This is a genomic window from Micromonospora sp. bgisy143 (assembly GCF_057708145.1).
Genome location: NZ_JBYIRN010000023.1, coordinates 1 through 26776, shown reverse-complemented (window position 1 = coordinate 26776; position 26776 = coordinate 1). Strand labels below are relative to the sequence as shown.

The window sequence follows — 26776 nt, the reverse complement described above, 5'->3', positions numbered from 1 at the left end:
TCCACTCCGGGCGCGCTGCGCGGCCGCTCAGTAACATCGGCGGGGCACGATGTTCAGACGGCCACTCCCCCACCGGATCGAGCATTCGACATGACGACCGAGCGGACCACCTCTCCCCCACGCGCCAGTGTCGGCATCGCCGCCCACGGGCTGGGCCAGAGCGTCCGGGGCGGTCGGCAGATTCTGTCCGACATCTCGCTGAGCATCATGCCTGGCGAGCTGGTCGCGATCATCGGCGCCAGCGGCGCCGGTAAGACCACCCTGCTGGAGATCCTCGCCGGGACACAGCGACCGACGGCGGGCACCGTGACGTACGCCGGCACCGCCGCGGCAGGCGCCGTCGGCGTCGTACCGCAGGACGACATCATCCACCGCGAACTCCCCCTCGCTCACACCCTGCGGTACGCCGCCCGGCTACGCCTGCCCGCCACCACCGGGCCGGCCGAGATCGGTGACCGGGTCGCGGAGGTGCTCGCCGAGCTACGACTCACCGACCGGGCCGCCACGCCGGTGGGCCTGCTCAGTGGTGGCGAACGCAAGCGCGCCAGCATCGCCGTCGAGTTGCTCACCCGGCCCGGCGTCTTCTTCCTCGACGAACCCACCTCCGGGTTGGACCCGACGACCGCCGTGGAACTGCTCCGGGTGCTCCGCGGCCTCGCCGACACGGGAGCCACAGTCGTGCTGACCACCCACCAGGTCACCGACGTGGACCATTGCGACCGGGTCGTCGTGCTGACCGGTCAGGGCCGTCTGGCGTTCACCGGCACCCCGGCCGCCGCCCGGGAGTTCTTCGGCCTGCGGTCCCTCGTCGAGGTGCACCTCCGGCTCGACGAGGCGACGCACGCCGACGAGTGGCCCGATCGCTTCGCCGAGCAACGCGGGGCCGAGCTGCCGCCCCGTACCTCCGACGACGGCGACATCGCCGCACCCCCGCCCCGACGCGTCGGCCGGCTGCGCCAGTGGTGGGTCCTCACCGCGCGCAACGCGGAGATCGTCGCCCGCAACCGGCTGACGCTGGCGATCCTGCTCGGCTCACCGCTGATGGTGCTGGGGATGTTCGCGCTGCTGTTCCGCCCCGGCGCGTTCGACCCGGCGAGCCCGAGCCCGACCGTCACCGTGATGATCCTGTTCTGGATCGCCTTCGGCGGCTTCTTCTTCGGTCTGACCTACGGGCTGCTCCAGATCTGCACGGAGCTGCCGATCCTGCGCCGGGAACGCCTGGCGGGTCTGCGGCTGCTGCCGTACCTGCTGGCGAAGGTCGCGGTGCTGCTGCCGCTGCTCGCCCTGGTGGACCTGGCCCTGCTCGGGGTGCTGCGCGGCATGGACCGGCTGCCGCCGGTCGGCGGCAGCGACTTCGCGGCCCTGTACACGACCCTGCTGCTCTCCTCGGCCGCCGCGCTGGCGCTCGGCCTGCTCTGCTCCGCGGCCGTCTCGGACGCGGCTCAGGCGACCCTCATGCTGCCGATGCTGTGCTTCCCGCAGGTGCTGTTCGTCGGCGCGATCCTGCCCGTGCCGGCGATGGCGGACGGCGGCCGGTGGCTCAGCTACGCGATGTCGAACCGGTGGGCGTTCGAGGGGTTGGGGCACAGCGCCGGGGTGGAACGGCTGTGGCGAAACGGCGGCTCACCACTCGGCCCGCCGCTGTTGCAGACGTACGGCGACAGCTTCTCCCGGCCGGTCTGGATCGACTGGCTGGTGCTCGGCGGGTTCGTGCTGCTCGCCCTCGCCGCGACCTGGGCGGTGCTGGCACGGCGGGAGGCCCGCCGTGCGTCCTGAGCAGGGCGCTCCCCCGTCGCCGACCAATCTGCCCGGGTACGCCGACACCGCCCGGATCGACGAGTTGCGGGCCACCGAGTACCCGCACCTCGACCGGGACGGCCACGTCTACCTCGACTACGCCGGCGCCGGGGTGACCGCCCGCGCCCAGGTGCGGGCGCACCACGACCGGCTGCTCGCGGGCCCGTACGGCAACCCGCACTCGGAGAGCCCCACCAGCGCGGCGGCCGGCTCGCTGGTGGAGTCGGCCCGCCGGGCGGTGCTCGACTTCTTCCACGCCGACCCGGCCGAGTACGCCGTGGTCTTCACCCCCAACGCCAGCGGCGCCTGTCGGCTGGTCGGCGAGGCGTATCCCTTCGGCCCGGCCGCGCCCTTCGCGCTGACCTGGGACAACCACAACTCGGTGAACGGCATCCGCGAGTACGCCCGGGCGGCTGACGCGCCGGTGCGGTACGTACCGCTGAGTGGCCCGGAGTTGCGGGTCGCCGAAGCCGACCTGGTCTCGGTGCTCGACGCCGGCAGCGAGGGTCGGACCGGTCGAGGGCTGTTCGCGTACCCGGCGCAGAGCAACTTCTCCGGCGTGCACCATCCCCTCGAGTGGATCGAGCTGGCCCACCGGTACGGCTACGACGTGCTGCTGGACGCCGCCGCGTTCGCCGCCACGAACCGGTTGGACCTGCGCGCCGTCCGACCCGACTTCGTCTGTCTGAGCTGGTACAAGCTCTTCGGCTACCCGACCGGCGTCGGCGCTCTGCTGGCGCGTCGGGACGCGCTGGCCCGGCTGCGCCGTCCGTGGTTCGCCGGGGGCACCATCCGCGCGGTCAGCGTGCAGGGTGACTGGCACCGCTCGATGGACGACGAGTCGGCCTTCGAGGACGGCACGCTCAACTTCCTGAGCATCCCGGACGTGGAGTTCGGGCTGCGGTGGCTCGACTCGATCGGTGTGGACCTGGTGCACACCCGGGTCGGCCTGCTCACCGCGTGGTTGCTGGACCGCCTGACCGCGCTGCGGCACCGCACCGGCCAACCGCTGGTACGGGTGTACGGGCCGGCCACGGGCGCGGGCCGGGGCGGGACCGTGACGTTCAACGTGCTGCGCCCGGACGGCGCGCCGGTCGACGAGCGGCTCGTCGCCCGGCAGGCCGCCACGGCCGGCTTCTCGCTGCGTACCGGGTGCTTCTGCAATCCGGGTGCCGGCGAGGGCGCGTTCGGGATCACCCGGCAGACGCTGCGGCGAGGTCTGCTCGACCGGATCGGCACGATCGACGAGTACCTCGATGCGCTGGCGCTGCCGACCGGCGGCGCGGTCCGGGTGTCGTTCGGGCTGGCCTCCACGGCCGCCGACGCGGAACGCTTCGTCGCCTTCGTGGAGTCGTCCTACCTGGACCGGGACGGCGACCCCGGACCGCCGCTGCCGCCCCGGCTACGGTGCTGAGAGGGGCCCTAGCTGACCGGGGTCACCGAGGCCGGGCGGTGCTTGATCTCCTCCATGAACCCGAAGCGGGCGGTCAGCTCGGCGAGCGTGGTCCCTTCCCGCCAGGCCGCGGCCACCTGGCCGACCTGGAGCAGGTCCATGCAGTCGCCGCGCGCCAGCACCTCGCCCGCGGACCGGACGTCGATCATGAAGTATCGGGCCTGCGAGCCCAGCCCGACGCAGACCACGCCCTGCTCGGAGTGCAGCTCGGCGCAGGTGAACCGGGCGCGCCCCTGCTCGGGCGCGGTCACCCGGCCGATGTCGAGCCGGTGGCGGGCCGCGGTCTCGATGAGCGCGGGGGCCAGGCCACCCCGCTCGACCAGGTCCGGGTAGAGGCGCACACCCAGCGCCATCGACGCGTCGCTCATGACTGACTCCCACTTCCTTGTGACAGAGACCAGCAGCACGCAGGTTACGGGGAGGTTTCCTGCGGACCTCGTCATCCTGTCCCGGGTGGACGCTCCACGGCAATAGGAAGTGTCGATTCGACCGCTGTCGAGGGGTGCGATCGGGCGGTAACGGACCGTCGCGGCATTGGAAACACTCTTGACAGAAAGGGCATCATATCGACATGCTTCGCTTGGAGAGCGCTCTCAGCGCTTCTCCGCCGCGCCGCCTCCGACGCGCCACCTCCATTACCCACCTCGCCGAGGAGCCTCCCGTGTTCACAGCCCGCGCCACCTCCCGCAGCCGCCCCCTCCTCCTCGCGGCGGTCGCCCTCGTCACCACCCTCGCCTCCCTCACCCTCCCGGGTCAGTCCGACCGCGCCGAGGCCGCCATCGGGCCGATCACCTGGCAGGACGAGTTCAACGCCCCGGCCGGCACGCCCGTCGACGCGAACAAGTGGCGCTTCGACATCGGCGGTGGCGGCTGGGGCAACAACGAACGGCAGTACTACACCAACAGCACCAGCAACGCCGTCCACGACGGCCAGGGCAACCTCGTCATCACGGCCCGCCGGGAGAACCCCGCCAACTACCAGTGCCACTACGGCCGCTGCGAGTACACCTCCGCCCGGCTGCTGACGGCGGCGACCTTCACCCAGACGTACGGTCGCTTCGAGGCCCGCATCAAGATCCCACGCGGCCAGGGCATCTGGCCGGCGTTCTGGATGCTCGGCACCGGCGGGGGGTGGCCCGACGCCGGCGAGATCGACGTCATGGAGAACATCGGCCGCGAGCCCAACACCGTCTACGGCACCGTCCACGGCCCCGGCTACTCCGGCAGTGGCGGCATCACCGGCAGCCGCACGATCGGCGGTCCGCTCGCCGACGGCTTCCACGACTACCGGGTGGACTGGGAGCCGGGCGCGATCACGTGGTACCTGGACGGGGTGCAGTACCACCGGGTCGACCCGGCCCGCCTCGGCGGCAACCGGTGGGTGTTCGACCACCCGTTCTTCATGATCCTCAACGTGGCGGTCGGCGGGAACTGGCCCGGCTACCCGGACGGCTCCACGCAGTTCCCGCAGCAGATGCTCGTCGACTACGTGCGCGTGTCGAGCTACACCTCCGACGGCGGCAACCCGCCGTCGGGCACCACGCGGCTCCGGGGAGCGCAGAGCGGGCGCTGCATCGACATCCCGAGCGCCAACCCCGTCGAGGGCGCCAAGCTGCAGATCTGGGACTGCAACACGACCGCGGCGCAGGCGTGGACCTTCGCCTCCGACGGAACCGTACGGGCCATGGGCAAGTGCATGGACCCGGCCTGGGCCGGCACCGCCAACGGCACCGAGGTCAACCTGGTCAGCTGCAACGGTAATCCGGCCCAGCGCTTCACGCTCAACGGCGCGGGCGACCTGGTCAACCTCAGCGCCAACAAGTGCGTCGACGTACGGGAGGCCAACCCCAACAACGGTGGCAAGCTGCACCTGTGGGACTGCCTCGGCGCGTCCAACCAGAAGTGGTCCCGCTTCTGACGGGACCGGCACGAGCGAACGGGCCGTCCGAGCGCCGCCTCGGGCGGCCCGTTCGTGTGCACGGCAGTGCCCCGACCCCGATTCGGTCGGGCGGCCGCGCCGCGACCGCTATGTTCGGTTTAGTCCGGATATAGCCGTCACTGGAGTGAGCCCATGTCGCACCACCTCGACACCCCCCTCGCCGCCCAGGGAGGTCAGCTCTACATCGACGACCTCTACGTCTTCGACGGCGACGGCACGACGGTGTTCGTCATGGATGTCAACAGCTCGGTGACCAGGGCCGACATCAAGCGTGGCTTCCACGCCGAGGCCCGCTACGAGTTCAAGGTTCACTTCAACGGGGCGGACGCCGAGGAGCTGACCTACCGGTTCGCGTTCGGCGAGCCGGACGGCAACGCCACGCAGACCTTCCAACTGTACGAACTCACCGGCGCCGACGCCCGCGACGACGCCGCCATGGGCACCCCCATCGCCGACGGCAGGACCGGCCAGATCACGACCGGGCAGCGGGTCCGGGTCTGGGCGGGCCGGATCACCGACCCGTTCTACATCGACCTCGACGAACTCGCCACCATCAACGGCGCCGTCAAGAACGGCGCGAAGGTGGACCGTTCGGTCTGGCGGGCCGACCAGGCCAAGAACAGCTTCGCCGGCACCACCGTCGAGTCGATCGTCCTGGAGGTCTCCCACGACGAGCCGCTGCTGCGTCCCGGCACCGAGATCGGCGTCTGGTGCCGGACGCTGCTCGCCACCGACGCGGGCGGGTGGCGGCAGATCAACCGCGCCGGCCACCCCATGATGTGGCCCGTGTTCTGGCCCCACGACACCGACTTCTCGGACCCGGCGAATTTCCGGCACCCACGCCAGGACCTCCCCGAGGACGGGGAGGAGATCGCCAAGGCGGTCGCCGGGGTCGTCGCGGCGAACGGCACCGCGCCGGACCCGCAGGCGTACGGCTGGAGCGTCGCCCGGGCGCTCTACCCCGACGTGCTGCCGTACACGGTGGGCACGGCCGCGAACTACGGCTTCGCGGTCCGCAACGGCCGCACCATGGCCGACAACGCGCCCGAGGTGATGTTCTCCCTGATCCTCAACACGGGGACCACGTCGGGCCTCACCCCCGACGTCACGAAGGCGGCCCGCGCCGACACCTTCCCGTACGTGGTACCGGCCTGACCGAACGTCGGCCCGATCGGACCCCAGCCGGGTGACAAGGTCGCGCTTTGACCGTTTTATGTAGTTTTGCGAAGTTACCCTCTGACTCGCACCCGTTGGGCGATTCAGATAGGAGACTTGATGCGCAGGAAGCTTCTCGCGGGCGTGGCCGGCATCGCCGCCACCCTCGCTCTCGCGGGACCGGCCGCCGCCGACACGACAGGCGACACCATCGTGACCCTCACCGTCGACGCCGCCGGTGGTCTCTCGATCACGGTGCCGGCGACGGCGAACATCGGACACGGCGTGGAGGGTTCGACAGTCACCGGCCAACTCGGTCCGGTGACCGTGCTGGACCAGCGCGGCTCGCTCACCCCCAACTGGACCGCCACCGTCATCTCCACCGACTTCACCACCGGTGGTGGCACCTCGGGGGAGACCATCCCGAACATCAACGTCCTGTACTGGTCCGGTCCCGCCACGGCGACCGCCGGTGGCGGCACCTTCACGCCGGGACAGCCGACCGCGGCCCAGCAGGTGATCATCAACGTTCCACGGACGGCGATGAGCCACACCGGCGGAACGGGCAACAACTTCGCCACCTGGAACCCGACGCTGGTGGTGAACATCCCGGTCGGCACCGTCCAGGGTGTCTACACGGGGACGGTGACACATTCGGTGTTCTGAGCCGCTCGGCCGGCTGGCGCTGCTGGCCTCCGTCGCCCTCGTGGCGCTCGGGGTCTCCGCGGCGCCAGCCGTCGCCGTGCGGGAGCAGCGACAGGATCCCGCCGACGACGCCGCGATCAGCATCCGCATGCTGGACATCCCGGCGAGTCGGGTGCAGGACCCCCGTGCTCAGGTCTACATCGTGGACCACCTGAATCCGGGCACGACGATCCACCGCCGGGTCGAGGTGCAGAACACCTCGGGCGAGACACAGAAGATCGACTTCTATTCCGGGGCAGCCTCGGTGGAGAACAACGCCTTCGCCGTGCCCGAGGGACGTACGGGCAACGAACTCAGCGGGTGGATCCGGCTGAAGACCGCCACGCTGGAACTGGACCCGGGCGAGCGCCGGCCGGTCGAGGTCGAGATCGCCGTCCCGAGGAAGGCGTCCAAGGGCGAGCGGTACGCCGCGATCTGGGCACAGGTCACCAGCTCGAAGGAACGCACCGGCAACGTCACCCAGATCCACCGGGTGGGCATCCGGGTCTACCTCGACGTCGGGCCGGGCGGTGAGCCCCCGACCGACTTCCGCATCGACGGGCTGGCCGCGGAGCCGGGAACCGGCGAGTTTCCGGTGGTGACCGCCACGATAACCAACACCGGTCAGCGTGCCCTGGACATGACCGGCACCCTGTCGCTGCACAAGGCGGCCGTGCAGGCCGGCCCGTTCAAGGTGACGAACGGCGTGACGATCCTGCCCGGCCAGAGCGGCCAGGTCCGCGTCGAGGTCGACCAGTCCCTGCCCGCGGGCACCTGGGAGGTGCGCGCCAAATTCGCCAGCGGCACCGTCGAGCGCACCGCGACCGGCACGATCGTCCTGCCCGTCACCGCACCGATGGCGGTCACGCCGACCACCGGGCCGAACTGGCTGGTCTACGCGGTCGGCGGGCTGGCCGCGCTGGTCCTGGTGATCCTCGGTGGCTGGTACGTCGTCCGCCGACAGCGGACCCGGCTGGCCTGACGGCCGACAGGCGAGACGCCCGGTCGTTCCCAGGGGGAACGGCCGGGCGAGGTCGTTCCGGCGTAGCCGTCAGACCAGCCACCGGCCGGCACGCATCAGATCACGACCGGCGATCTCGTTCTCCTCCCGCCACGCCTGGATCCGGCGCGGTGTCACCCGGAGGTACGCGTAGCGGGTCTGGCCGACCCGCGCGTCCCAGAACTTCGCGGCGAACGCGTCCGCCAGATCGACGGGCACGGTCTCGCGTGAGAACGTCTCCACGGTCCCCTCGATGATGACCACGTCGCGCGTCTGACCGAGGGCCATGCGCACCCGCCTCGAGGTACGCAGGTTGCGGGCGGTCGGAGTCGTCTCGGCGGTGGCCAGGGTGAGCGCCGCACCATCCCAGAGAAAGGAAAGCGGTACCAGGTGGGCGTTGCCCTCCCGGTCCGCCGAGGCGACCCACGCATCCAGGTCGTGGTCGAGCCGGGCCAACGTGTCCTGCTTGCGTCGCGTCGGACTGCGCTGTGGTTCGGGCTGCACGTCTGCACCACCCTGCCTGTGGCCGTGACGGCGCGACCATCGCGCCCCGGGCAGTCTCGCTGTTGAAGCCCGCTTCACCGCAAGAGCCCGCCAGATCGCCGATGACCCGGCGGCAGTGCCGCGTCCCGCCTCCGGTAGGGAGCGAGGACTCAGGTGAGCGTGATGCCTCTGAGTCATCAAGATGACTCAACGGCATCACGCTCACCGGGGGAAGGCACGCCGCCGCGAACAGAGACGGGTGGCGGGGGATATTCGCCTCCGCCAGCAGTTGGGCGGGAACGAGGCGTACCAGCCGGGCCGCCGGCGGAGCCGCGGTGAGCCCGCCGATCAGGCGAGGCACCGCGATCCCCGCCGCGCTAGATGACCGAGTGCGTCACGACCGCCACGTAGTCGCCGACCACCAGCCCGTTCGGAAGCCGCACCACGAGCGTCGGGTTCCAGGTGGCGGAGTTCGCGCCGCCGGTCTGGCCGGACCAGCCGGCGGCCGTACGTGGCGTGTCCAGCACGGCGCCGGGCTGCGGGAGGAACGTCCCGTCACCGGTGGTGGCGAGGGACGCCCCCGAGGCGTACGTGATGTTGCTGTTCGGAATGGTCTCGCCCGGCGTGCCGGAACCGGTGGTGAAGTTCGTCGTCGAGACGACGCTGACCCACCGTCCGGAGAAGGGACCGCGATCGTCGGTCACGGTCACCGGGCCGAGTTGGCCGGACACGCCGGTGGCGGCCGAGGTGACGGTGCCGAGTGAGGAGATCGTCGGGACGCTGATGGAGAGACCGCCGAGCGGGCTGATGACCAGTTGAACGCCCCGCGTGTCGGACTGGTCGAACGAGTCGGTCACCCGGACGGTGAACGGGAACGTCCCGGACGCCGTCGGTGTGCCGGCGAGCAGGCCGGTGACCGGGTCGAGGCTCAGGCCGGGGGGCAGGGTTCCCGAGCTGACCGACCAGACGAAGGGGCTGGTGCCGCCGGCCACCGTGAGCTGGTACTGGTACTCGACATACGCCTTGCCCGGCGGCGGGGGCGCGAAGGTCAGGGTCGGCGGCGGGTTGACCGTCACCGCCGTGGAGGGGGCCGACTGGGGGCCGGTGCCGGCCGCGTTGATCGCGGCCACCCGGAAGGTGTAGGTGGCGCCGCCGGTCAGCCCGGTGACGACCTGGGTCGTGGCGGTCCCGCTGAAGGTCTGGGGCGTCTGCGCCACGCCGTTGAGGTAGGGCGTCACCGTGTAACCGGTGATCGGCGAACTGCCGTTGGCCGGGGTCGTCCAGCTCAGCCTGGCGGCGGTGGTCCCCGCGCTGACCGAGGTGATCGTCGGAGCGCCGGGCAGGGTGTACGGCACCACCGCCGCCGAGGCGGGGCTGGCCGCGCCGGTGCCGAACGCGTTCACCGCCGCCACCCGGAACGCGTACGACGAGCCGGCGGTGAGTCCGGTGAGGGTGCGGGTGGTGGTGGAGGCGTCGAACGTGAGCGTGGGTTGGGTGACGCCGTCCCGGATGGGCGTGACCAGGTAGCTGGTGATCGGACTGCCGTTGCTCGCCGGCGCGGTCCAGCTCACGGTGGCGCTGGTGACGCCCGCGACGGCGGTGGGAGCGGTCGGCGTACCCGGGGTGGACGCGTAGGTGTAGCTCGCCGACCCCGCCGAACCTCGGGTGACCACGGTGACGGTGACCGCCGCCGAGCTGGACCGGGCGGGCATCGAGGAGATGGCGAGGGTGCCGTTGGGGTTCACGGTGAAGCAGCCGGCCGCCGGACCGGAGGCGCAGGGCAGCAGTACCGCCGACGTGCCGGCCTGCTGTTCGGCGGCCGTACCGATGGTGATGGCGGTGGCGCCGGTGAGGTTGCTGCCGCCGACGGTGACCGCGCCGCCGCCGGAGATCGAGCCCTGGGCCGGGGTCACGGTGACGCTGCTGGGTGCGCTCGCCGGTGCCACCGGTGTGGTGGAGGTGGACAGGCCGGGGTTGGCGTCGATCGACGACGAGGTCGCCACGGTCGCGGTCTGGATCAGCGCGGGTGTCACGCCGCTGCCGGTGACGGTGGCGACGACCGTGATCGGTGGCAGCGAGCTGCCCCCGGCGAACGGGCCGTTGCTGTTGGTACAGGTGATGGTCTGGCCGGATGGAGCGCCGCAGGCCCAACCGGTGCCGAACGCGCCGCGTGGCGTGACACCGGCGGGGACGGTCTGGGTGACCGAGATCGGCGCTGTCTCGGCGGTCCCGGCATCCACCCCCGCGGTGATGGAGTAGGTGACCGGGTCGCCGAGCTGCGGGGAGGCGCCGACCGAGCTGGTCTGCGACACGTTCAGGTCCGGCACCTGGTTGAAGGTCACCGCCCGGGCCTCGTCGACCTCGTGGAAGTCGGTGACCGAGCCGGTCGAGCCGACCCAGCCGAAGGCGAGTTGCCGGGGGTAGCCGTTGGCGTTGAGCCAGGTCGGCGACGGGTACAGGCTCGGCGACACGACCGGGAGCGCGCCCTCCAGGGTCCGCGCGGACCCGCCGACCGGGGTGAACCGGACCCGGTACTGGCCGGCGGGAGCGGTGATCCCGGTGTCGGTGGTGTACGGCGAGCCGGTGGTGTTGATGACGACCTCGACCGGCACCACGGACGCGGCGCGGGTGCTGGCCCGCAACGCCAGTGCGGGCGCCGAGGTGCTGCCGGCGGTGCTGTTGATCGCGCAGTAGCCGACGCCGTTGCGGCCGGGACCACGGATCACGACCTGGCCCGGCACCCGCCCTCCCGTGGTCGAGATGTACGGCGGGTTGGTGCAGCCGGTGCCCTGGTAGGTGCTGCTGCTGAAGTTGCCGAAGACGTCCAGCCCGATGCCCAGGTAGCCGTTGGACAGACCGGCCGACACGCCGTTGAAGGCCGCGGAGTAGCCCAGCGAGCCGCCGGACTGGCCGAGGGTCGCCGGGGAACGCGGGTTGGCGGGGTCGGCGGCGGCCAGCGCGAAGGCGAGGCCGTCCGCGCCCGGGTTGGAGCCGCCGTACTGGTAGGTGTTGAACGTGAGGTGCAGGCCCTGCGAGGTGGGCACGCTCACCGCGCCGAACACACCACCCTGCCGGTTGACGGTGGCGGGGGTGAGGCGCAGCTTGCCCGCGCCCTGCGGGTCGGTGGAGGTGGCGCAGCTCAGCAGTGGGCCGGTGGTGGAGTTGCCGGCCGCGCTCAGGCACGCGGCGTTGGTGGCGAGGGCGCCGGGCACGGCGGGCACGGCCACCGCACCGATGCCGTTCGCGGTGTTGTTGTGGAACGGCTGGTCGAACAGGACGGACCCGACCGCGAACGCCGGTAGCGGTGTGAGCGTCACGGTGGCCGCGATGACGGCGGCCACGAGGGCCACGGTGCTTCCCGGTCGACGCCGCCCCCGAAACGCCATGTTCACTCCCAGCCGTCACTGCAGTCCCGAAACGGACTATATCCCCCAAACTCCCCCAACATCCGAGTACGAGAAAGCCGACGGCGTCCACACGAAAGCGGACGGATCCCCTCGGTCACACCGAGGGGATCCGTCCGCAGGCAGCGGGGCGGTCAGCCAGCGATGTCGCGCGGGTCGCGGCTGCGCGGGTACGTGTTCTTCTCGCCGATCGTGCCGTCCTGCTTCTTGATCACGTGCTCGACGCCCCGGTCGGCCGCCATCTCGCGGCCCTGCGCCTGCGCGTCGGCCTTGGTGTCGTGCGTGCTGCTGGCCCGGTCGTTGCCCTCCGGGCGGTTCTTCCACTGCCCGTTCTCCTGGTAGGTGTCGACATCGCCCTTGGTCATCGCGAGCTCCTCCCCTGCGTCTGCGCGGTCACCCTCTTCAGTGCCCCGTGCAGGGACGGGCAAACCGCCGTCCTCAGGAGACGGTCGGACAGTTGTTGCTCACCCGGCGGAGAATCTGCTCGCGTTCGTCGGTCGTGATGCCTGACGGCGTGCCGTCGAAGTGGGTCTCCACCTTGTCCCACCCTCGCCGCTGTTCGTAGTGCAGGTGCGGCGCGCCCGAGTTGCCGGTGCTGCCGAGCCGACCGATCTGCTCACCCTGGGCGACCTTCTGACCGACCGTGACCAGCGGCGGTTCGAGCAGGTGCAGGTACTGGGTCTCCCACTTGCCGCCGTGGTCGATCTTCACCCAGTAGCCACCGCCGCGTCCGCGCGGACCCTCCGGGTTTTCCGGGGTACGCCCACCCAGCGACCCGTTGATGCCGGCCACCGTGACCGTGCCGGCGAAGGAGGCGAGGACGGGACGCCCCCACGCCTCGCCCTCGATGGGGAAGAAGTCGACGTCGTAGTCGTCGTGGCCGGGATAGGTGCTCAGTTGCCAGGTCTCCCCGCAGGTGACGGGCATCTGGAAGAGCGGGCGTGGACCCGCCGGTCGCAGCATCGGCACGACGACCACGGCGACGCCGATGACGACCGCCGCCGCGACGAGCGCGAGCAGGACGACGAGGAGTCGCCGACGGGGGCGGCGATGGGTGCGGGCTCTGGTGGGGCGGCCGGTCGTCACCGGTCCGAGCATGGCAGACGTCGGCAATCCCCACCACTTTTGCGTTGCAGTTGCATCGTAAAGGCGCTACGGTCGACGCGATGCACTCGTATTGCAACTGGGGGTCGACGTGTACGTGCTCGCGTTGTCCGAGGTGACCGCCGACATGGTCGACCTGGTCGGCGGGAAGGCGGCCGGGCTGGGCGCGCTGATCTGGCAGGGCGAACGCGTCCCCGAGGGGTTCTGTGTCACCACCGAGGCCCACCGGAGCGGCGTCGTGCCCGAGGTGGAGATCATCGCGGCGTACCAGCGGCTCGGGGCCGGGCCGGTGGCGGTCCGCTCCAGCGCCACCGCCGAGGACCTGCCGGACGCCAGCTTCGCCGGGCAGCAGGACACCGTCCTGGGCGTCACCGGCACGGCCGAGCTGATCGCCGCCGTCGAGAAGTGCTGGGACTCGCTGCACAGCGACCGCGCGACCGTCTACCGCGACGCCCACGGCATCGACCAGCACGAGGTGGCGATGGGCGTCGTCGTGCAACGCATGGTCACGCCCACGGCGGCCGGGGTGCTCTGCACCGCCAACCCGCTGACCGGCCGCCGCGACGAGATGGTCGTCGACGCCGCACCGGGACTCGGCACCGCCGTCGTGGACGGCGCGAGCGCCGTGGACCACTACGTCCTCGACGGCGTGGCGCGCGACCAGACCGGATGCCTGACGTCCGCGCACCTGGATCTCCTGCGGGCCGCCGGCGAACGGCTGGCCGGGCACTTCGGCCGCCCGCAGGACGTCGAGTGGGCGATCGACGCGGACGACGTGCTGTGGTTGCTGCAGTCGCGCCCGATCACCAGTCTGTTCCCCCTGCCGCCGACCACCGGCAAACCCCTCCCCCGCGTCTTCGTGGAGTTCGGGCACGTCCAGGGCATGCTGCGACCGGTCACTCCGATGGGCATGGCGACCCTGCGGGCGCAGATCACCGCGATGCTCGCGGCGCTCGGCGTCCGGGTGGAGATCGTCGACATCGGTGGCCGCCTCTACGGCGACCTGACCGACCTGGCCCGGAGCAGGTCAGCGCGGCGACGACTGATCAAGCTCATGGCCGTCGACTTCGGCCCTCGGGCACAGGCGGTCATGCAGCACGTCCTGGCCGACCCACGGTTCGCCCCGACCGGCGCCGGACGCGGCGCGGCACGGCAGGCGGCGTCCCTGCGCACCGCCGGCCGGGCGGTGGTGGGCATCGTGCGGGCCCTGGCCCGCCCGGACGCGGCACGCATCCGGATGTTCGAGGCGATCGAGCAGCTCCGCGCCCGTTCGGTGGCCCCCGACGACCTGCGGACCGCCGCCGAGCGGCTGCGCCACGTCGAGGCGCGCGGCGAGACCGACCACAGCGACGCCATCATGTGGCCGATCGTCGCCGGCATGCTCGCCGCCGCGCTGCCGGCCGCGCTGCTCAAGGGCGTCGCCGGCCCGGACGAGATGCACGCCGTGCTCGGCGGGATGCCACACAACGTCACCATCGAGATGGACCTGGCGCTGTGGCGGCTCGCCCAGGGCGTCGGTGCGCACCGGCAACTGCTGCTCGACACCCCACCGGACGAGCTGGCCAGCCGCCACCTGCGGGGCGAACTGCCCGACATCGGTATGGCCGGCTTCCTCGACGCGTACGGCCACCGGGGTGTGGCCGAGGTCGACCTCGGGATGCCGCGCTGGGCCGAGGACCCCACACCGGTCTTCGCCGCGCTCGCCAACTACCTCCGGGTCACCGACCCCGAGCAGGGCCCCGACCAGCGCTTCCGCCGTGCCGCCGCGGCGGCGGAGACGGCGTTGCGGGAGCTCATCGCGCGGGCCCGCCGACGGCGGCCGGTACGCGCGATGATCGCCGGGTTCCTGCTGGGCCGCGCCCGTTCGTTGGCCGGCCTGCGTGAGGCCGGCAAGTTCGCCGGGCTGTACCCGCTGCGGGAGACCCGTCGACAGTTGCTGCTGATCGGCGCCGAGCTGACCGACGCCGGACTGCTGGACCAGCACGACGACATCATGTTCCTGACCCTCGACGAGGTGCGGGTCGCCGTACACCAGGGTGTCGACCAGCGCGAGCTGGTCGCGACCCGGCGGGCCGTGTACCGCCGCGAGCTGCGTCGCCGGTCGGTGCCGGTGGCGCTGCTGTCCGACGGCACCGACGTGGAGACCGTCCTGCCCCGGACGCCCGGCGGCGACGGGACCCTCGCCGGCGTGGGGGCGTCCGCAGGCCGGGTCACCGGCCCGGCCCGGGTCGTGCACGACCCGGCCACCGCGCACGTCGAGCCCGGCGACGTCCTGGTCGCCGCGACCACGGACCCCGGCTGGACCCCACTGTTCCTCACCGCCGCCGCCCTGGTCACCGAGACCGGCGCGATCATGGCGCACGGCCCCACGGTGGCGCGGGAGTACGGCATTCCGGCCGTCATCTGCGTGCCGGACGCCACCCGCACGATCACCACGGGCCAGCTCGTCACCGTCGACGGTGGCGCGGGCGTCGTGACCGTCCACTGACCACCGCCCCTATCCGAGGACGAGGACGATGACCGAGACGAGAACGCCGACCAGGGCGACCGTGGGACCGCTGCTGCGCCGGGCGGCCGTGAGCGAGGCCGCGATGTGGCGCAGCCTCTACCGGTGGGCGCGTCGCCGTCCCCTGCCGCTCGGGCCGGGCGACGAACCGTTCGGCTACCTCGGCGTGGTCAAGCCGATCCTCGGGATCTTCATTGCCCTGTCGGCCGTCGAGATCCCGATCTTCGATCTGATCGTCACCAACGTGGTTCCCTGGCGACCGGCCCGCTGGATCGTGCTCGGCCTCGGCATCTGGGGCCTGCTCTGGATGGTCGGCCTCTGGGCGAGCATGACCATCCACCCGCACGTCGTCGCCGACACCGGGCTGCGGGTACGTAACAGCTCCGGCATCGACATCTGGATCCCGTGGGCGGACGTCGCCGCGCTGCGCAAGCGCCACCGTTCCCTACCGTCGAGCAGGACCGTGCAGGTCGAGCCGGAGGGTGACCGCCAGGTCCTGCACATCTCGGTCGGCAGCCAGACGAGCGTGGACGTCGTGCTGCGTCGGCCGACGACCTTCGACCTGCCCCGGGGCCGGTCCGGGCCGATGGACGAGCTGCGACTGTACGCCGACGACCCCGACGGTCTGCTGCGCAGCGCCCGGGGCACGCCCGCGACGGCGGCTCCCGGCCACCCACTGTGAAACGATCGAAGCCATGCCCAAGAAGGTCGATCACCAGCAGCGACGCACCCTCATCGCGGACGCGTTGATGCGGGTCGCCGCGGACCAGGGCCTGGAAGCCGTCAGCCTCCGCCACGTCGCCACCGAGGCGGGCGTGTCCGCCGGGATGGTCCAGCACTACTTCCGGACCAAGGACGAGATGATGGCGTTCGCGTTGAGCGTGGTCCGCGAACGCAGCCAGATCCGGGTCACCGAGGCGGTGGCGCGACTCGGCGAGACCCCCTCCCCCCGGCTGCTGCTGCGTACGATGATCGCCGCGCTCCTGCCGCTCGACGCGCACACCCGCGACGACGGTCGGGTGGCGCTCGCGTTCCTCGCCTACACGGCGGTACGCCCGACGGCCGCGACCGGCCTGCGCGAGGGCACCGCGCAGCTCACCGCGTTCGTCACCAGCGTCCTGCCGGCCGGCCGTGGCGACGCCGACGCGCGGGCTCTGCTGGCGCTGATGGAGGGGTTGGGCGTCCACCTGCTCGGTGGGCAGTACACCGCCGAACAGGCCCTCGCCGCCCTGGACGCCCACCTCGACCTGCTCTTCGGCTGAGCCGGCACGACGAACGGGCCGCGACTCGGAGGTCGAGTCACGGCCCGTTCGTCGCCGATCCGCTCAGCCCATCCGGGCGGCGGCGCGCGCCTTGCGTTGGCGCAGTTCCTCGGCGGTCATCAGCCAGGTGGAGTTCGTCGCCCCGAGCCCGAGGAGCACCTGGTCGAAACCGTTGCCGTCGTTGTCGTCGGTGTAACAGAGGCTCACCTCGCCCCACGGCGACGCGGCGACGGCCAGGTGTTCCTGCCGACCCGTCGTGGTCTGGCTCAGCGCCTGCGCCGCCAGCCGGCCCGTGGTGCTGCCGTCCGGGTTGAGGCCGCGCGCCCAGACGTCCGGGTTGGCGCCGGACACCGACCAGCCCACCACGACGTTGTCCTCGTCGTCGATGCCGACTCCGGGGGCGACGGCCCCGGTACCGGTGGACACCTGCACCTCGTCGTGGCGGGCGGTGCCGGTCGCGGTGAACGAGCGGGCCCAGACGCCCTTGGTGCCGGTGTGGTCCGACTCCCAGCCGACGGCGAAGTCACCGGAGTAGGTCGCCGCGACCGACGCCCGCCGCTGCTGGCCGCCGCTCTGCGCGTTGGCCGTACGCCGGGACAGCACCACCGCGCCGTTCGACCGGGCCAGCCGGGTCAGCCCGATGTTGTACGAGCCGTTCGCGTCGGCGTCCTCGTCCCACACCACCAGCGCCTCGCCGGAGGCGGACACCGCCACGTCGGGGCGGTGGTGCGAGCCGGTCGTCTGCGAGGCTGTCACCTCGTACCCCTTGGTGGTGGGCGCGGTGAAGCCGGCGGCCTTCACGGTGGCCGGCGCGGTCCCCTGCACGTCCTCCCAGACGACGGTGAAGCCGACGGCGGCGCTGGTGGGCGCGCCGTCCGGGTCGACGCCCACCTTCGGCCAGATCTGCTGGCCGGCGTCGCTGGCGTTGGCCTGCCCGGAGCCGAGGATCGCGCCGGCCGGGGAGATCACCCGGTACTGGATGTTGTAGACGCCGTTGCCGTCGCCGTCGGCGGCCCAGACCACCACGGCGTTGCCCCGGTCGTCGAGCCCCACGTCGGGACTGATGTGCCGCCAGGCGGCCCCGCTGGTGCCGCCGCCGGAGAGCTTCAGCTCGTAGCCGGGCGTGCCGTCGCGGAACAGGCGTACGTAGATCTCGCTGTGGGTGTCGTCCTCCGGGGCGGTGCTGTCCCGGTCGTCCTCCCAGGCCACCGCGACCTGACCGGCGCGGTTCATGGCGATGGCGGGCAGGTCCTGGTCGCCGGTGGCCACGCTGTTGGCGGTGGTCCAGGTGACCGCGTCGGCGGTCATGGCCGTCGGAGCGGGCGCCGGCGCGGTCGGCGCCAGCAGGGACACGGCGAGCAGAGTCGTGAGTGCGGTCATCGTGTGCTCCTTCTACCCGGCCTGCAGGCCGGGCTGGCCGTCGAGGATGACGAACGAGCGCACCGTCGACGCCGCCGCGCCGTGCTCGGTCACCGTGTTCACCGCGCGGAAGTCCGCGCGGACCTGGCTGCGGCTGATCGTGGTACGGACGTAGCCGCGCCGGTCGGAGTAGAACTTGAGGTGCGGGTTGGTGGCCGCGTTCGGGATGGTCGTGCTGCCGGTGCCGTTGCCCGTCGAGGTGATCGAGGTGCAGACCAGCTCCGTGCCGATGGTGGCCGACGACGGGTTGGCGTAGTCGGCCTTCAGCTCGTTGGCCCACGACTTGTGCACGTCCCCGGTGAGGACGAGCGGGTTGCGCACACCGCGCTGCTGCCAGCCGGTCTGGATGCGGCTGCGGGATGCCCGGTAGCCGTCCCAGGCGTCCATGTTCGCCGCCCCGCTCGCCTCGAACTGGCGGGCGAAGAAGACCTGCTGGCCGAGGATGTCCCAGGTGCCGTAGTGCTGGGCCAGTCCGTCGAGCAGCCACGCCTCCTGGGTCGCGCCGGTCAGGGACCGGGAGGCCAGGTCGGCGTCCGCGCAGACCTTCCAGCCGTCGCCGCACGCCTGGTCGTCGCGGAACTGCCGGGTGTCGAGCATGTGGAAGGTGGCGAGCTGACCCCACCGAACCCGGCGGTAGAGCGGGATGCTGTTCCCGCTCGGCGCGGAGGCGGGGCGCAACGGCATGTTCTCGTAGTAGGCACGGTAGGCGGCGGTACGCCGGGCGGTCCACTGGGCGGCGGTCAGCGTGGGGCTGCTGTCGGCGCGAACCATGTTCGCGTAGTTGTTCTCCACCTCGTGGTCGTCCGGCACCACCAGCCAGGGCGCCGCCGCGTGCGCCGCCTGCAGGTCCGGGTCGGACTTGTAGAGGGCGTACCGGCGGCGGTAGTCGGCCAGCGACACGATCTCCGCGCCCACGTGCTGGCGTACCGCCGAGGTGTTGACGCCACCCTCGTAGATGTAGTCGCCCAGGTGCAGGATCAGCCCCGGGTTCTCCTCGGCCATCCGCCGGTACGCCGTGTAGTAGCCGGCCTCGTAGTGGGCGCAGGAGGCGAACGCCATCACCAGGTCGCGGCCGAACGTGCCGGGGGCCGGCGCGGTCCGCGTGCGCCCCACCGGGGAGATCTGCCCCTGGGCCCGGAAACGGTAGTAGTAGTCGGAGTCGGCGGCCAGACCCCCCGCGACGACGTGCACCGAGTGGGCGTCGGCGTACCGGGCGACCACCGAGCCGGAGGCGACCAACGACGAGAAGCGGTCGGTCGTGGACACCTGCCACTCGACCGTCACGTCGGCGTCGGCCATGCCGCCCTGCCCGTCGGCGTTGAGCGGTGAGGGTGCCAGCCGGGTCCACAGGACCACGCTGTCGGGTGCCGGATCACCCGACGCCACACCGAGTTTGAAGGCGTACGGCACCGCGGCGCGGGCACTCTGCCAGGGGGTTGCCGCGGCGCCGGCGGCGGCGAGTCCACCGAGGACGAAAATGCGACGACTCAGGCTTTTCATGGTCCATACCTTCGAGGCCGTCGATGAACGGCGAAGGCTGCGGCGCGGAAGCCGACATGACGGGACGTTGACCGCGGCAAGGCCGTCAGGTGTCGCGCCCGACGGCCGCGTCGTCAGGTCAGCGGCGACGGCGACTCGGCGCCGGGGATCAGCAGTTTCGGCGTACCGGAGCCGTCGGCGGGAACGCCGAAGACGTCCGGCCGGCCGTCACTCTGGCGCAGCGTGTAGGCCAGCGTCGCGTCGTCGAGCCAGGCCGCCTGGTCGTCCACGCTGGCGGTCTCGGCGGTCGCGGTGATCCGCCCCGAGGCCAGGTCGAGGACCGACAGCCGCCAGCCCTTCGTCGGGTCGGCGTCGATGGCCTGTTTGAACGCGATCCGGGTGCCGTCGGGTGACAGCGACGGGCACTCGACGTTCTCCCGCTGCGTCTCGACGGTCCGGGCGGCCACGTCGCCGCGTACCAGGTAGCGCTTCCCGCCGGTCGACATCGTCGCGTAGAACCGGTTGTCGTCGGCGGTGAAGGTGACGCCCCAGTAGTTGACGTCCGGGTTGCGGTAGGCGCGGCCGTCCCGGGTGACGGCGAACCCCTCCAGCGACGGGACGGTGGCCCCGGTGACGGTGTCGAGGATGCCGGTGCGGGTGGAGAAGCCGCTCGCCGTGTAGGAGTCGCCGCCGACGAACGTCGTCCAGGAGACCATCCGGCCCGACGCCGAGACCCGGGCCCGGTTGGGCAGGCCCGGCACGCTCAGCGTCCGCTTCTGGCGCAGCGCCGCGTCGAGCACCACCACCTGGTACGACCACGCGGTCGCAGGCTTCAGGCAGACGCCGGTGCCGGCCGCCGCGTACACCCGCAAGCACTCCAGACCCGAGACGGTACGCGGCCCGGCGGGGTCGGCGGTGGCGACGCTGGAGACGTACCGGTCGGTGATGGCCAGCAGGCGCGGGCCCGGCGTCAGGGTGACCGCCTGGTCCCCGGCGGCGGCGGGCGGTGGCGGGGTCCGGAGCGGCTCGGCGGCGATGGCCGCGTAGCCCACGGCCCCGCCGGCCAGCAGCACCGCCGAGGCGGCCAGCACACCGAGCTTGGCCCGGGTCGACATGACGGTCACGGGGACACCCTCCGGGGGAACAGACGGGACGGGGAAGCCAGCAGGAGCACGGTGACGACCAGGACACCGGCGACGGCCACGGCCGCCGCCCGGACCGCCGTCTGCGGCCCCCAGGCCTGCCAGGCGAGACCGAACAGGACCGAGGAGACGAGGTACGCGAGCGCCTGCCCGGTCTGCACCAGCGCGATCCCGGTGGTCCGCAGCCGGGGTGGCAGCACCGGCCCGGCGAGGGCGATGAGCACGCCGTCGGTGGCCGCGTAGAACGCACCGTAGAGCGCCAGCGTCAACGCGAGCGCCGGCCAGCCGTGCAGCGGTCCGGACAGCAGCAGGTAGGTCGCGCCGAGGGCGAGGTAGCCGCCCACCACCACCGGCAGCCGCCCGATCCGGTCGGCGAGCACACCGAGCGGGGCGGCGAGCAGCAGGTACGCGAGGCTGGTGCCCACCGCCAGCAGCGGGAACCACCGCAGACCCAGATCCTCGCGGCGTTGCAGTACCAGGTAGACGAAGCCGTCGCCGATGGTGGCCAGGCCGAGCATCGTGGCGGCCAGCAGCAGCCGACGGGCCGGTCGGCTGCGCAGCAGGCCCCACGCCTCGCCGACGGAGACCCGGGACTCGTCCGGCGCGCCACTCGGGCGCTCCCGGACGAACAGCACGAGTACGACGACCGCCAGAGCGGCGACGCAGAAGCTCGTGACGAACACCGCGTCGTACGACTGCCCGACGGCCAGCAGGACGGCGAACGCGGCCAGCGGCCCGAGGAACGCGCCGACGCTGTCCATGGCCCGGTGCACCCCGAACGCCCGACCCAGTGCCTCGGGCGGCGTGGAGAGCGTGATCAGCGCGTCCCGGGGCGCGCTGCGGACGCCCTTGCCGAGCCGGTCGACGGCGATGACGGCGCCGATGGCGGGGACCGACCGGCCGGCGAGCAACAGGCCGAGCTTGGCCACCGCGGAGAGCGTGTAGCCGACGCCGGCGATGAGTTTGCGCCGCCGGAACCGGTCGGCGACGAAGCCGCCGACGACCCGCAGCAGCGCGGTCGCGCCGGTGTGGACCCCGTCGAGCACACCGAAGGCCACCGGGCTGAGTTGCAGGCCCAGCACCAGGTAGAGCGGCAGGACGGCGGCCACCATCTCGGCCGAGACGTCCGTGATCAGGCTGACCGCGCCGAGCGCGACCACGTTGCCGCTGACCAGGGCGAGCCGGCGTCGCGGCCCGGGTGGGTCGGTGACCGGGCGGGAGACGGTCGACAGGTACACGCGCATCTCCTGGACATCGGTGGGCGACGGTCAGCCATCGTGACGACCCGGCCCGACGGACCACAAGAGAGTGCGGGCAGCGGGCGGACGTGCGGTGGGTGAACATCACACAAACATCGAGATGTTTCGCTGTTTGAGCGTACTGTTCACCTGGCTGCAGCACGTCGGTTCATCGAGCTTCCTACGGTCCTTGCGCTCTGCACCCGTAACGAAGGGGTCCTGGATGGACATTCGAATCGCCCGCCCACCGGTGACGGTCGGGACGGTGGCGGTGCTCGTCGCCGCCACCGCCGCCGTCGTCCTGACCGGCTCGGGCACGGCCTCCGCGGCGAGCGTGACGTTCACGCCGGTCGCCGACACCTACGTCCAGAACGACACGGCATCCACCAACTACGGCACCTCCACGCAGATCGTGGTCGACAACTCGCCCACCCGGCGGATGTTCCTGCGCTTCACGGTGAGCGGCGTCAGCGGCACGGTGACCAGCGCCAAGCTGCGGTTGCGCACGATCAGCGGCAACAGCGGCAGCGACGCCGGGGGCACGTTCCGGAGGATGTCCAGCACCACCTGGTCGGAGACCGGCACCACCTGGAACAACCAGCCGGCTCTCGACGGGGCCACGCTGGGGACGCTCGGCGCGGTCGCCGGCAACACCTGGTACGAGATCGACGTGACCTCCGCGGTCACCGGCAACGGCACGTACAGCTTCGGCGCCACCTCGACCAGCGGCGACGGCGCCTACTACGACACCCGCGAGAGCGGAGCCGACGCCCCGCAACTGGTCGTCACGACCGGGACCACGACGCCGCCCTCCGGCGACCCGGTCCTCGTCGGCGCCGGCGACATCGCCACCTCCGGCTCCGGCGACACGGCCACCGCCGCGCTGCTCGACGGCATCTCCGGCACCGTCTTCACCACCGGCGACAACGTCTACGACAGCGGCACCGCGGCGCAGTTCGCCAGCTACTACGAGCCCACCTGGGGCCGGCACAAGAGCCGTACCCGCCCGTCGCCGGGCAACCACGACTACAACACGTCGGGCGCCACCGGCTACTACAACTACTTCGGTACGAACGCCGGCCCGAGCGGCCGGGGCTACTACTCCTACGACCTCGGCAACTGGCACGTCGTGTCGCTGAACTCGAACATCAGCATGTCGGCCGGCTCCGCCCAGGAGCAGTGGCTGCGCGCCGACCTGGCGGCCAGCACCAAGCCGTGCACGATCGCGTATTGGCACCACCCGCTGTTCACGTCCAGCTCCGACCACGCGCCGTCCACCTCGACGCGCCCGCTGTACCAGGCGCTCTACGACTACAACGCCGACGTCGTGGTGTGGGGCCACAACCACGTGTACGAGCGGTTCGGCCCGATGAACCCGTCCGGCAGCTACGACGCCGGCCGGGGACTGCGTAGCTTCGTCGCCGGCATGGGCGGCGCGGACCACTACGGCTTCGGCACCGTCCAGCCCAACAGCGAGGCGCGCAACAGCTCCGCGTGGGGGGTCCTGAAGTTCACCCTGCACTCCGGCAGCTACGACTGGCAGTTCGTGCCGGTCGCCGGCCAGACCTACGCCGACAGCGGCACCGGCGCCTGCCACTGACGGACGGGATCCCGCTGCGCCGTTCGCGGCGCGGCGGGATCGTCGTTCCCGCCGCGCTCGCCCCAGCCTGCGACGCCCGCCCGGGCGCGCGGCGGGTGTCGATGACCTGCGCGGCTCCTGTCGAGCTGCCCCAGATGTGGGGCACAGCACCTGCTTCGGCGGTTGGGCCCTGGTAGCGAGATCACGCTCGGGCAGGCGCGCGGCCCATATCTGGGGCAGCTCGACAGCGTCGCGTCACAACAGGTAGGCCGAGCCTGGAACAGACGTGTGCCCCTGCCCGTTGATCGGGCAGGGGCACACGTGGGTGCCGTCAGGGGGTCAGCGGGTGCCGGCCGCCCGGCGCTTGTTGTAGACGTCGAACGCGACGGCGACGAGCAGGACGAGCCCCTTCACCACCGACTGCGTCGACTGGTCGACGCCCATCAGCTGCATACCGTTGCTCATCACCGCCATGATCAGACCACCGACCATCGCGCCGACCACGGTGCCCACACCGCCGGTGACCGCCGCGCCACCGATGAAGGCCGCCGCGATCGCGTCCAGCTCGAACATGTTGCCGGCCGCGGGCTGCGCGCCGTTGGACCGCGACGAGTAGATGACGCCGGCCACGGCCGCGAGGAAGCCCATGTTGACGAACATCCAGAAGTTGACGGTGCGCACCTTCACACCCGACAACGCCGCCGCCGAGAGGTTGCCGCCGATCGCGTACACCTGACGGCCGAAGACCGTCCGCCGGGTGAGCAGGCCGTAGACCAGCACCAGCACCGCCAGGATGATCAGCACGATCGGCAGGCCCCGGGCGTGCGCCAGCTGCCAGGCGAAGTACATGATGACCGCGCCCACCAGGACGACCCGGGCCACGAACAGCGGGAACGACTCGACCGGCTGCTGGTAGCGGATCCGCGCCAGGCGGGTGCGGAAACCGCTCACCGCGTACCCGGCCACGGCGATGGCCCCGATCAGCAGCGTGAAGGCGTCGAAGCCCTGACCACCGAGCAGGCCGTTGAGGAAGCCGGCCGCAACCTTCTGGTACTCGCCCGGGAACGGCGACAGCGAGATGTTGTCGAGCACCCGCAGGGTGAGACCCCGGAACAGCAGCATGCCGGCCAGGGTCACGATGAACGCCGGGATGCCGGCGTACGCCACCCAGAAGCCGTGCCACGCGCCGACCGCGATGCCGACGGCCAGCGCCGCGAGGACGCCCAGCCACCACGGGTGCCCCTGCTGGATCACCAGCACGGCGGACACCGCGCCGGTCAGCGCGACCACCGACCCCACCGACAGGTCGATGTGCCCACCGATGATCAGGATGACCATGCCGATCGCGAGGACCAGGATGTACGAGTACTGCAGGACGATGTTGGTGATGTTGCCGGGGCTCAGCGACACCCCGTCGGTCAGGACCGCGAAGAGCGCCACGATGACGACCAGGGCGACGTAGATGCCGCTCTGCCGGAGGTTGTTCAGCACCAGGGCCCGCAGGTCGCTCGTCCCCGTGTGCAGAGCAGCGGCCGGCGCGGGATCCGACGGTGTCGGGCGCTCCGTCGAAGGGGTTTTGATGCTGGTCATCCGACGAGCTCCTTGTCCTTTGTCATCAGCTCCATGAGGCTCTCCTGGGTCGCCTCGCCCACCGGCTTCTCACCGGTGATCCGGCCCGCGGCGAGGGTGTAGATGCGGTCACACATCCCGAGCAGCTCCGGCAGCTCGGAGGAGATGACGATCACCGCCTTGCCGGCCGCCACCAGCCGGTTGATGATCGTGTAGATCTCGAACTTGGCGCCGACGTCGATACCGCGCGTCGGCTCGTCGAGGATCAGCACGTCCGGGTCGGTGAAGAGCCACTTCGACAGCACGACCTTCTGCTGGTTGCCGCCGGAGAGCTTGCCGACCACGGCCATCACGCTCGTGGTCTTGATGTTCATGTCCCGCCGACTCGTCTCGGCGACCTTGATCTCCTCGTTGCCGTTCACCCAGCCGTACCGGGCCAGCCGGTCCAGGGCGGCGGCAGAGACGTTGCGCCGGACGTCGTCGATGAGATTGAGGCCGTACCGCTTGCGGTCCTCGGTGACGTACGCGATGCCGTTGTCGATGGCCTCCGCGACGGTACGGGCGGTGACCTCCCGGCCGTGCATGAAGAGCTTGCCCTTGATGTCGCGGCCGTAGGAGCGGCCGAAGACACTCATCGCCAACTCGGTCCGGCCGGCGCCCATCAGCCCTGCGATGCCGACCACCTCACCGGCGCGCACCGACAGGTTGACGTCCTCGACGACCATCCGCTCCTGGGTCGGGTGCCGCACCGACCAGTCCTCGATCCGCAGCACCTCCTCGCCGGGGGACGATTCGCGGTCGGGGTAGAAGCTCTCGATGTCGCGGCCGACCATGCCCCGGATGATGCGCTGCTGGCTGACGTCGTCGGCGCGCATGTCCAGGGTCTCCACCGTGCGACCGTCCCGGATGACGGTGGTCGAGTCGGCGATCGCGGTGATCTCGTTGAGCTTGTGCGAGATCATGATGCAGGTGATGCCCTGCTCCTTGAGCTGCCGGAGCAGGCCGAGCAGGTGCGCCGAGTCGACGTCGTTGAGGGCGGCCGTCGGCTCGTCCAGGATGAGCAGGCGCACCTTCTTGGACAGCGCCTTGGCGATCTCCACGAGTTGCTGCTTGCCCACACCGAGCTGGATGACCGGGGTCACCGGGTTCTCGTGCAGCCCCACGGACGCCAGCAGCTCCGCCGCCTCCGCGTTGGCCTTGTTCCAGTCGATCAGGCCGGTACGGCCCCGCCGCTCGTTGCCCAGGAAGAGGTTCTCGGCGATCGACAGGTAGGGCACCAGGGCGAGTTCCTGGTGGATGATGACGATGCCATTGGCCTCGCTGTCCCGGATGCCCCGGAACTGCATCGGCTTGCCGTCGAAGAGGATCTCGCCGTCGTACGAGCCGCTCGGGTGGACGCCGGAGAGCACCTTCATCAGGGTGGACTTGCCGGCGCCGTTCTCGCCGCAGATGGCGTGGATCTCTCCCCGGCGTACCGCGAGGTTGACGTCCTCCAGCGCGGTCACTCCGGGGAAGGTCTTCGTGATACGACGCATCTCGAGGATGGTGTCGTCCATGGTCACT

At 71.5% G+C, this 26776-nt stretch carries 21 protein-coding genes; 10 read left to right on the top strand and 11 right to left on the bottom strand.

Annotation, left to right across the window (positions count from 1 at the left end; all coding sequences use genetic code 11):
* Nucleotides 1–90 precede the first annotated feature (90 nt).
* Together AC3EN4_RS23735 and AC3EN4_RS23730 are read left to right on the top strand one after the other, a co-directional pair.
* Entirely contained in the window at nt 91–1776 is a 1686-nt protein-coding gene (locus AC3EN4_RS23735) for an ATP-binding cassette domain-containing protein (RefSeq protein WP_435207889.1), read from the top strand.
* A complete protein-coding gene (locus AC3EN4_RS23730) occupies nt 1766–3211 on the top strand; it encodes an aminotransferase class V-fold PLP-dependent enzyme (RefSeq protein ID WP_435207888.1) in 1446 nt (481 codons plus the stop codon). Before AC3EN4_RS23735 ends, AC3EN4_RS23730 begins: the two co-directional genes overlap by 11 nt.
* An 8-nt stretch (nt 3212–3219) precedes the next feature.
* Here the strand turns inward: AC3EN4_RS23730 and AC3EN4_RS23725 are convergent, their stop codons facing one another.
* A complete protein-coding gene (locus AC3EN4_RS23725) occupies nt 3220–3618 on the bottom strand; it encodes a hypothetical protein (RefSeq protein WP_435207887.1) in 399 nt (132 codons plus the stop codon).
* A 293-nt stretch (nt 3619–3911) separates the two neighbouring features.
* Between AC3EN4_RS23725 and AC3EN4_RS23720 the strand changes: the two genes are divergently transcribed.
* The 4 genes from AC3EN4_RS23720 to AC3EN4_RS23705 all read left to right on the top strand — a co-directional run bounded on the left by AC3EN4_RS23720 (nt 3912) and on the right by AC3EN4_RS23705 (nt 8010).
* The gene (locus AC3EN4_RS23720) at nt 3912–5168 is read left to right on the top strand and encodes a family 16 glycosylhydrolase (protein WP_435207886.1); all 1257 of its coding nucleotides are present in this window, start codon (nt 3912–3914) and stop codon (nt 5166–5168) included.
* Nucleotides 5169–5321: 153 nt separating this feature from the next.
* Entirely contained in the window at nt 5322–6344 is a 1023-nt protein-coding gene (locus AC3EN4_RS23715) for a DUF4331 family protein (RefSeq protein WP_435207885.1), read from the top strand.
* 120 nt (nt 6345–6464) lie between these two features.
* Nucleotides 6465–7010, top strand: a complete 546-nt coding sequence (locus tag AC3EN4_RS23710) for a hypothetical protein (protein WP_435207884.1) — start codon at nt 6465–6467, stop codon at nt 7008–7010.
* A 40-nt stretch (nt 7011–7050) separates the two neighbouring features.
* On the top strand, nt 7051–8010 hold the full coding sequence (locus AC3EN4_RS23705; RefSeq protein WP_435207883.1) for a COG1361 family protein: 960 nt from the start codon (nt 7051–7053) through the stop codon (nt 8008–8010).
* Nucleotides 8011–8079: 69 nt separating this feature from the next.
* Here the strand turns inward: AC3EN4_RS23705 and AC3EN4_RS23700 are convergent, their stop codons facing one another.
* The 4 genes from AC3EN4_RS23700 to AC3EN4_RS23685 form a co-directional block, all read right to left on the bottom strand.
* Nucleotides 8080–8532: a pyridoxamine 5'-phosphate oxidase family protein gene (locus AC3EN4_RS23700; RefSeq protein ID WP_435207882.1), complete on the bottom strand. Its 453-nt coding sequence runs from the start codon at nt 8530–8532 to the stop codon at nt 8080–8082.
* 356 nt (nt 8533–8888) lie between these two features.
* The gene (locus tag AC3EN4_RS23695) at nt 8889–11852 is read right to left on the bottom strand and encodes a fibronectin type III domain-containing protein (protein ID WP_435207881.1); all 2964 of its coding nucleotides are present in this window, start codon (nt 11850–11852) and stop codon (nt 8889–8891) included.
* Nucleotides 11853–12049: 197 nt separating this feature from the next.
* Nucleotides 12050–12280 (bottom strand): DUF2188 domain-containing protein, encoded by a 231-nt coding sequence (locus AC3EN4_RS23690; protein WP_421475515.1) that lies wholly within the window; start codon nt 12278–12280, stop codon nt 12050–12052.
* A gap of 73 nt (nt 12281–12353) precedes the next feature.
* Nucleotides 12354–13013: a M23 family metallopeptidase gene (locus AC3EN4_RS23685; RefSeq protein WP_435207880.1), complete on the bottom strand. Its 660-nt coding sequence runs from the start codon at nt 13011–13013 to the stop codon at nt 12354–12356.
* A gap of 79 nt (nt 13014–13092) precedes the next feature.
* Here AC3EN4_RS23685 and AC3EN4_RS23680 point away from each other — a divergent pair, with 79 nt between their 5' ends.
* The 3 genes from AC3EN4_RS23680 to AC3EN4_RS23670 are packed head-to-tail and all read left to right on the top strand — an operon-like array spanning nt 13093 to nt 16787.
* Nucleotides 13093–15507: a PEP/pyruvate-binding domain-containing protein gene (locus AC3EN4_RS23680; protein WP_435207879.1), complete on the top strand. Its 2415-nt coding sequence runs from the start codon at nt 13093–13095 to the stop codon at nt 15505–15507.
* A 28-nt stretch (nt 15508–15535) separates the two neighbouring features.
* A complete protein-coding gene (locus AC3EN4_RS23675) occupies nt 15536–16207 on the top strand; it encodes a PH domain-containing protein (protein WP_435207878.1) in 672 nt (223 codons plus the stop codon).
* A 13-nt stretch (nt 16208–16220) separates the two neighbouring features.
* A complete protein-coding gene (locus AC3EN4_RS23670; RefSeq protein WP_435207877.1) occupies nt 16221–16787 on the top strand; it encodes a TetR/AcrR family transcriptional regulator in 567 nt (188 codons plus the stop codon).
* 63 nt (nt 16788–16850) lie between these two features.
* Here AC3EN4_RS23670 and AC3EN4_RS23665 read toward each other — a convergent pair whose 3' ends face one another.
* The 4 genes from AC3EN4_RS23665 to AC3EN4_RS23650 all read right to left on the bottom strand — a co-directional run bounded on the left by AC3EN4_RS23665 (nt 16851) and on the right by AC3EN4_RS23650 (nt 22065).
* Nucleotides 16851–18167 (bottom strand): hypothetical protein, encoded by a 1317-nt coding sequence (locus tag AC3EN4_RS23665; RefSeq protein ID WP_435207876.1) that lies wholly within the window; start codon nt 18165–18167, stop codon nt 16851–16853.
* 12 nt (nt 18168–18179) lie between these two features.
* Entirely contained in the window at nt 18180–19706 is a 1527-nt protein-coding gene (locus AC3EN4_RS23660; protein WP_435207875.1) for an alkaline phosphatase D family protein, read from the bottom strand.
* 113 nt (nt 19707–19819) lie between these two features.
* On the bottom strand, nt 19820–20800 hold the full coding sequence (locus tag AC3EN4_RS23655; protein WP_435207982.1) for a TolB family protein: 981 nt from the start codon (nt 20798–20800) through the stop codon (nt 19820–19822).
* A gap of 5 nt (nt 20801–20805) precedes the next feature.
* The gene (locus AC3EN4_RS23650) at nt 20806–22065 is read right to left on the bottom strand and encodes an MFS transporter (RefSeq protein WP_435207874.1); all 1260 of its coding nucleotides are present in this window, start codon (nt 22063–22065) and stop codon (nt 20806–20808) included.
* Nucleotides 22066–22288: 223 nt separating this feature from the next.
* Between AC3EN4_RS23650 and AC3EN4_RS23645 the strand changes: the two genes are divergently transcribed.
* Nucleotides 22289–23665, top strand: a complete 1377-nt coding sequence (locus tag AC3EN4_RS23645) for a CBM96 family carbohydrate-binding protein (protein ID WP_435207873.1) — start codon at nt 22289–22291, stop codon at nt 23663–23665.
* A 318-nt stretch (nt 23666–23983) separates the two neighbouring features.
* Here the strand turns inward: AC3EN4_RS23645 and mmsB are convergent, their stop codons facing one another.
* Nucleotides 23984–25234, bottom strand: a complete 1251-nt coding sequence (gene mmsB, locus AC3EN4_RS23640) for a multiple monosaccharide ABC transporter permease (RefSeq protein ID WP_422739255.1) — start codon at nt 25232–25234, stop codon at nt 23984–23986.
* Nucleotides 25231–26769 (bottom strand): multiple monosaccharide ABC transporter ATP-binding protein, encoded by a 1539-nt coding sequence (gene mmsA / locus AC3EN4_RS23635; protein ID WP_435207981.1) that lies wholly within the window; start codon nt 26767–26769, stop codon nt 25231–25233. The genes mmsB and mmsA overlap by 4 nt, the downstream gene beginning before the upstream one ends.
* Nucleotides 26770–26776: the final 7 nt, after the last annotated feature.

Coding starts and splice junctions, on each gene's coding strand:
- AC3EN4_RS23735 (WP_435207889.1), top strand. CDS start 91: ATGACGACCGAGCGGACCACCTCTCCCCCACGCGCCAGTGTCGGCATC.
- AC3EN4_RS23725 (WP_435207887.1), bottom strand. CDS start 3,618: ATGAGCGACGCGTCGATGGCGCTGGGTGTGCGCCTCTACCCGGACCTG.
- AC3EN4_RS23715 (WP_435207885.1), top strand. CDS start 5,322: ATGTCGCACCACCTCGACACCCCCCTCGCCGCCCAGGGAGGTCAGCTC.
- AC3EN4_RS23710 (WP_435207884.1), top strand. CDS start 6,465: ATGCGCAGGAAGCTTCTCGCGGGCGTGGCCGGCATCGCCGCCACCCTC.
- AC3EN4_RS23690 (WP_421475515.1), bottom strand. CDS start 12,280: ATGACCAAGGGCGATGTCGACACCTACCAGGAGAACGGGCAGTGGAAG.
- AC3EN4_RS23685 (WP_435207880.1), bottom strand. CDS start 13,013: ATGCTCGGACCGGTGACGACCGGCCGCCCCACCAGAGCCCGCACCCAT.
- AC3EN4_RS23675 (WP_435207878.1), top strand. CDS start 15,536: ATGACCGAGACGAGAACGCCGACCAGGGCGACCGTGGGACCGCTGCTG.
- AC3EN4_RS23670 (WP_435207877.1), top strand. CDS start 16,221: ATGCCCAAGAAGGTCGATCACCAGCAGCGACGCACCCTCATCGCGGAC.
- AC3EN4_RS23665 (WP_435207876.1), bottom strand. CDS start 18,167: ATGACCGCACTCACGACTCTGCTCGCCGTGTCCCTGCTGGCGCCGACC.
- AC3EN4_RS23660 (WP_435207875.1), bottom strand. CDS start 19,706: ATGAAAAGCCTGAGTCGTCGCATTTTCGTCCTCGGTGGACTCGCCGCC.
- AC3EN4_RS23655 (WP_435207982.1), bottom strand. CDS start 20,800: ATGTCGACCCGGGCCAAGCTCGGTGTGCTGGCCGCCTCGGCGGTGCTG.
- AC3EN4_RS23645 (WP_435207873.1), top strand. CDS start 22,289: ATGGACATTCGAATCGCCCGCCCACCGGTGACGGTCGGGACGGTGGCG.
- mmsB (WP_422739255.1), bottom strand. CDS start 25,234: ATGACCAGCATCAAAACCCCTTCGACGGAGCGCCCGACACCGTCGGAT.
- mmsA (WP_435207981.1), bottom strand. CDS start 26,769: ATGGACGACACCATCCTCGAGATGCGTCGTATCACGAAGACCTTCCCC.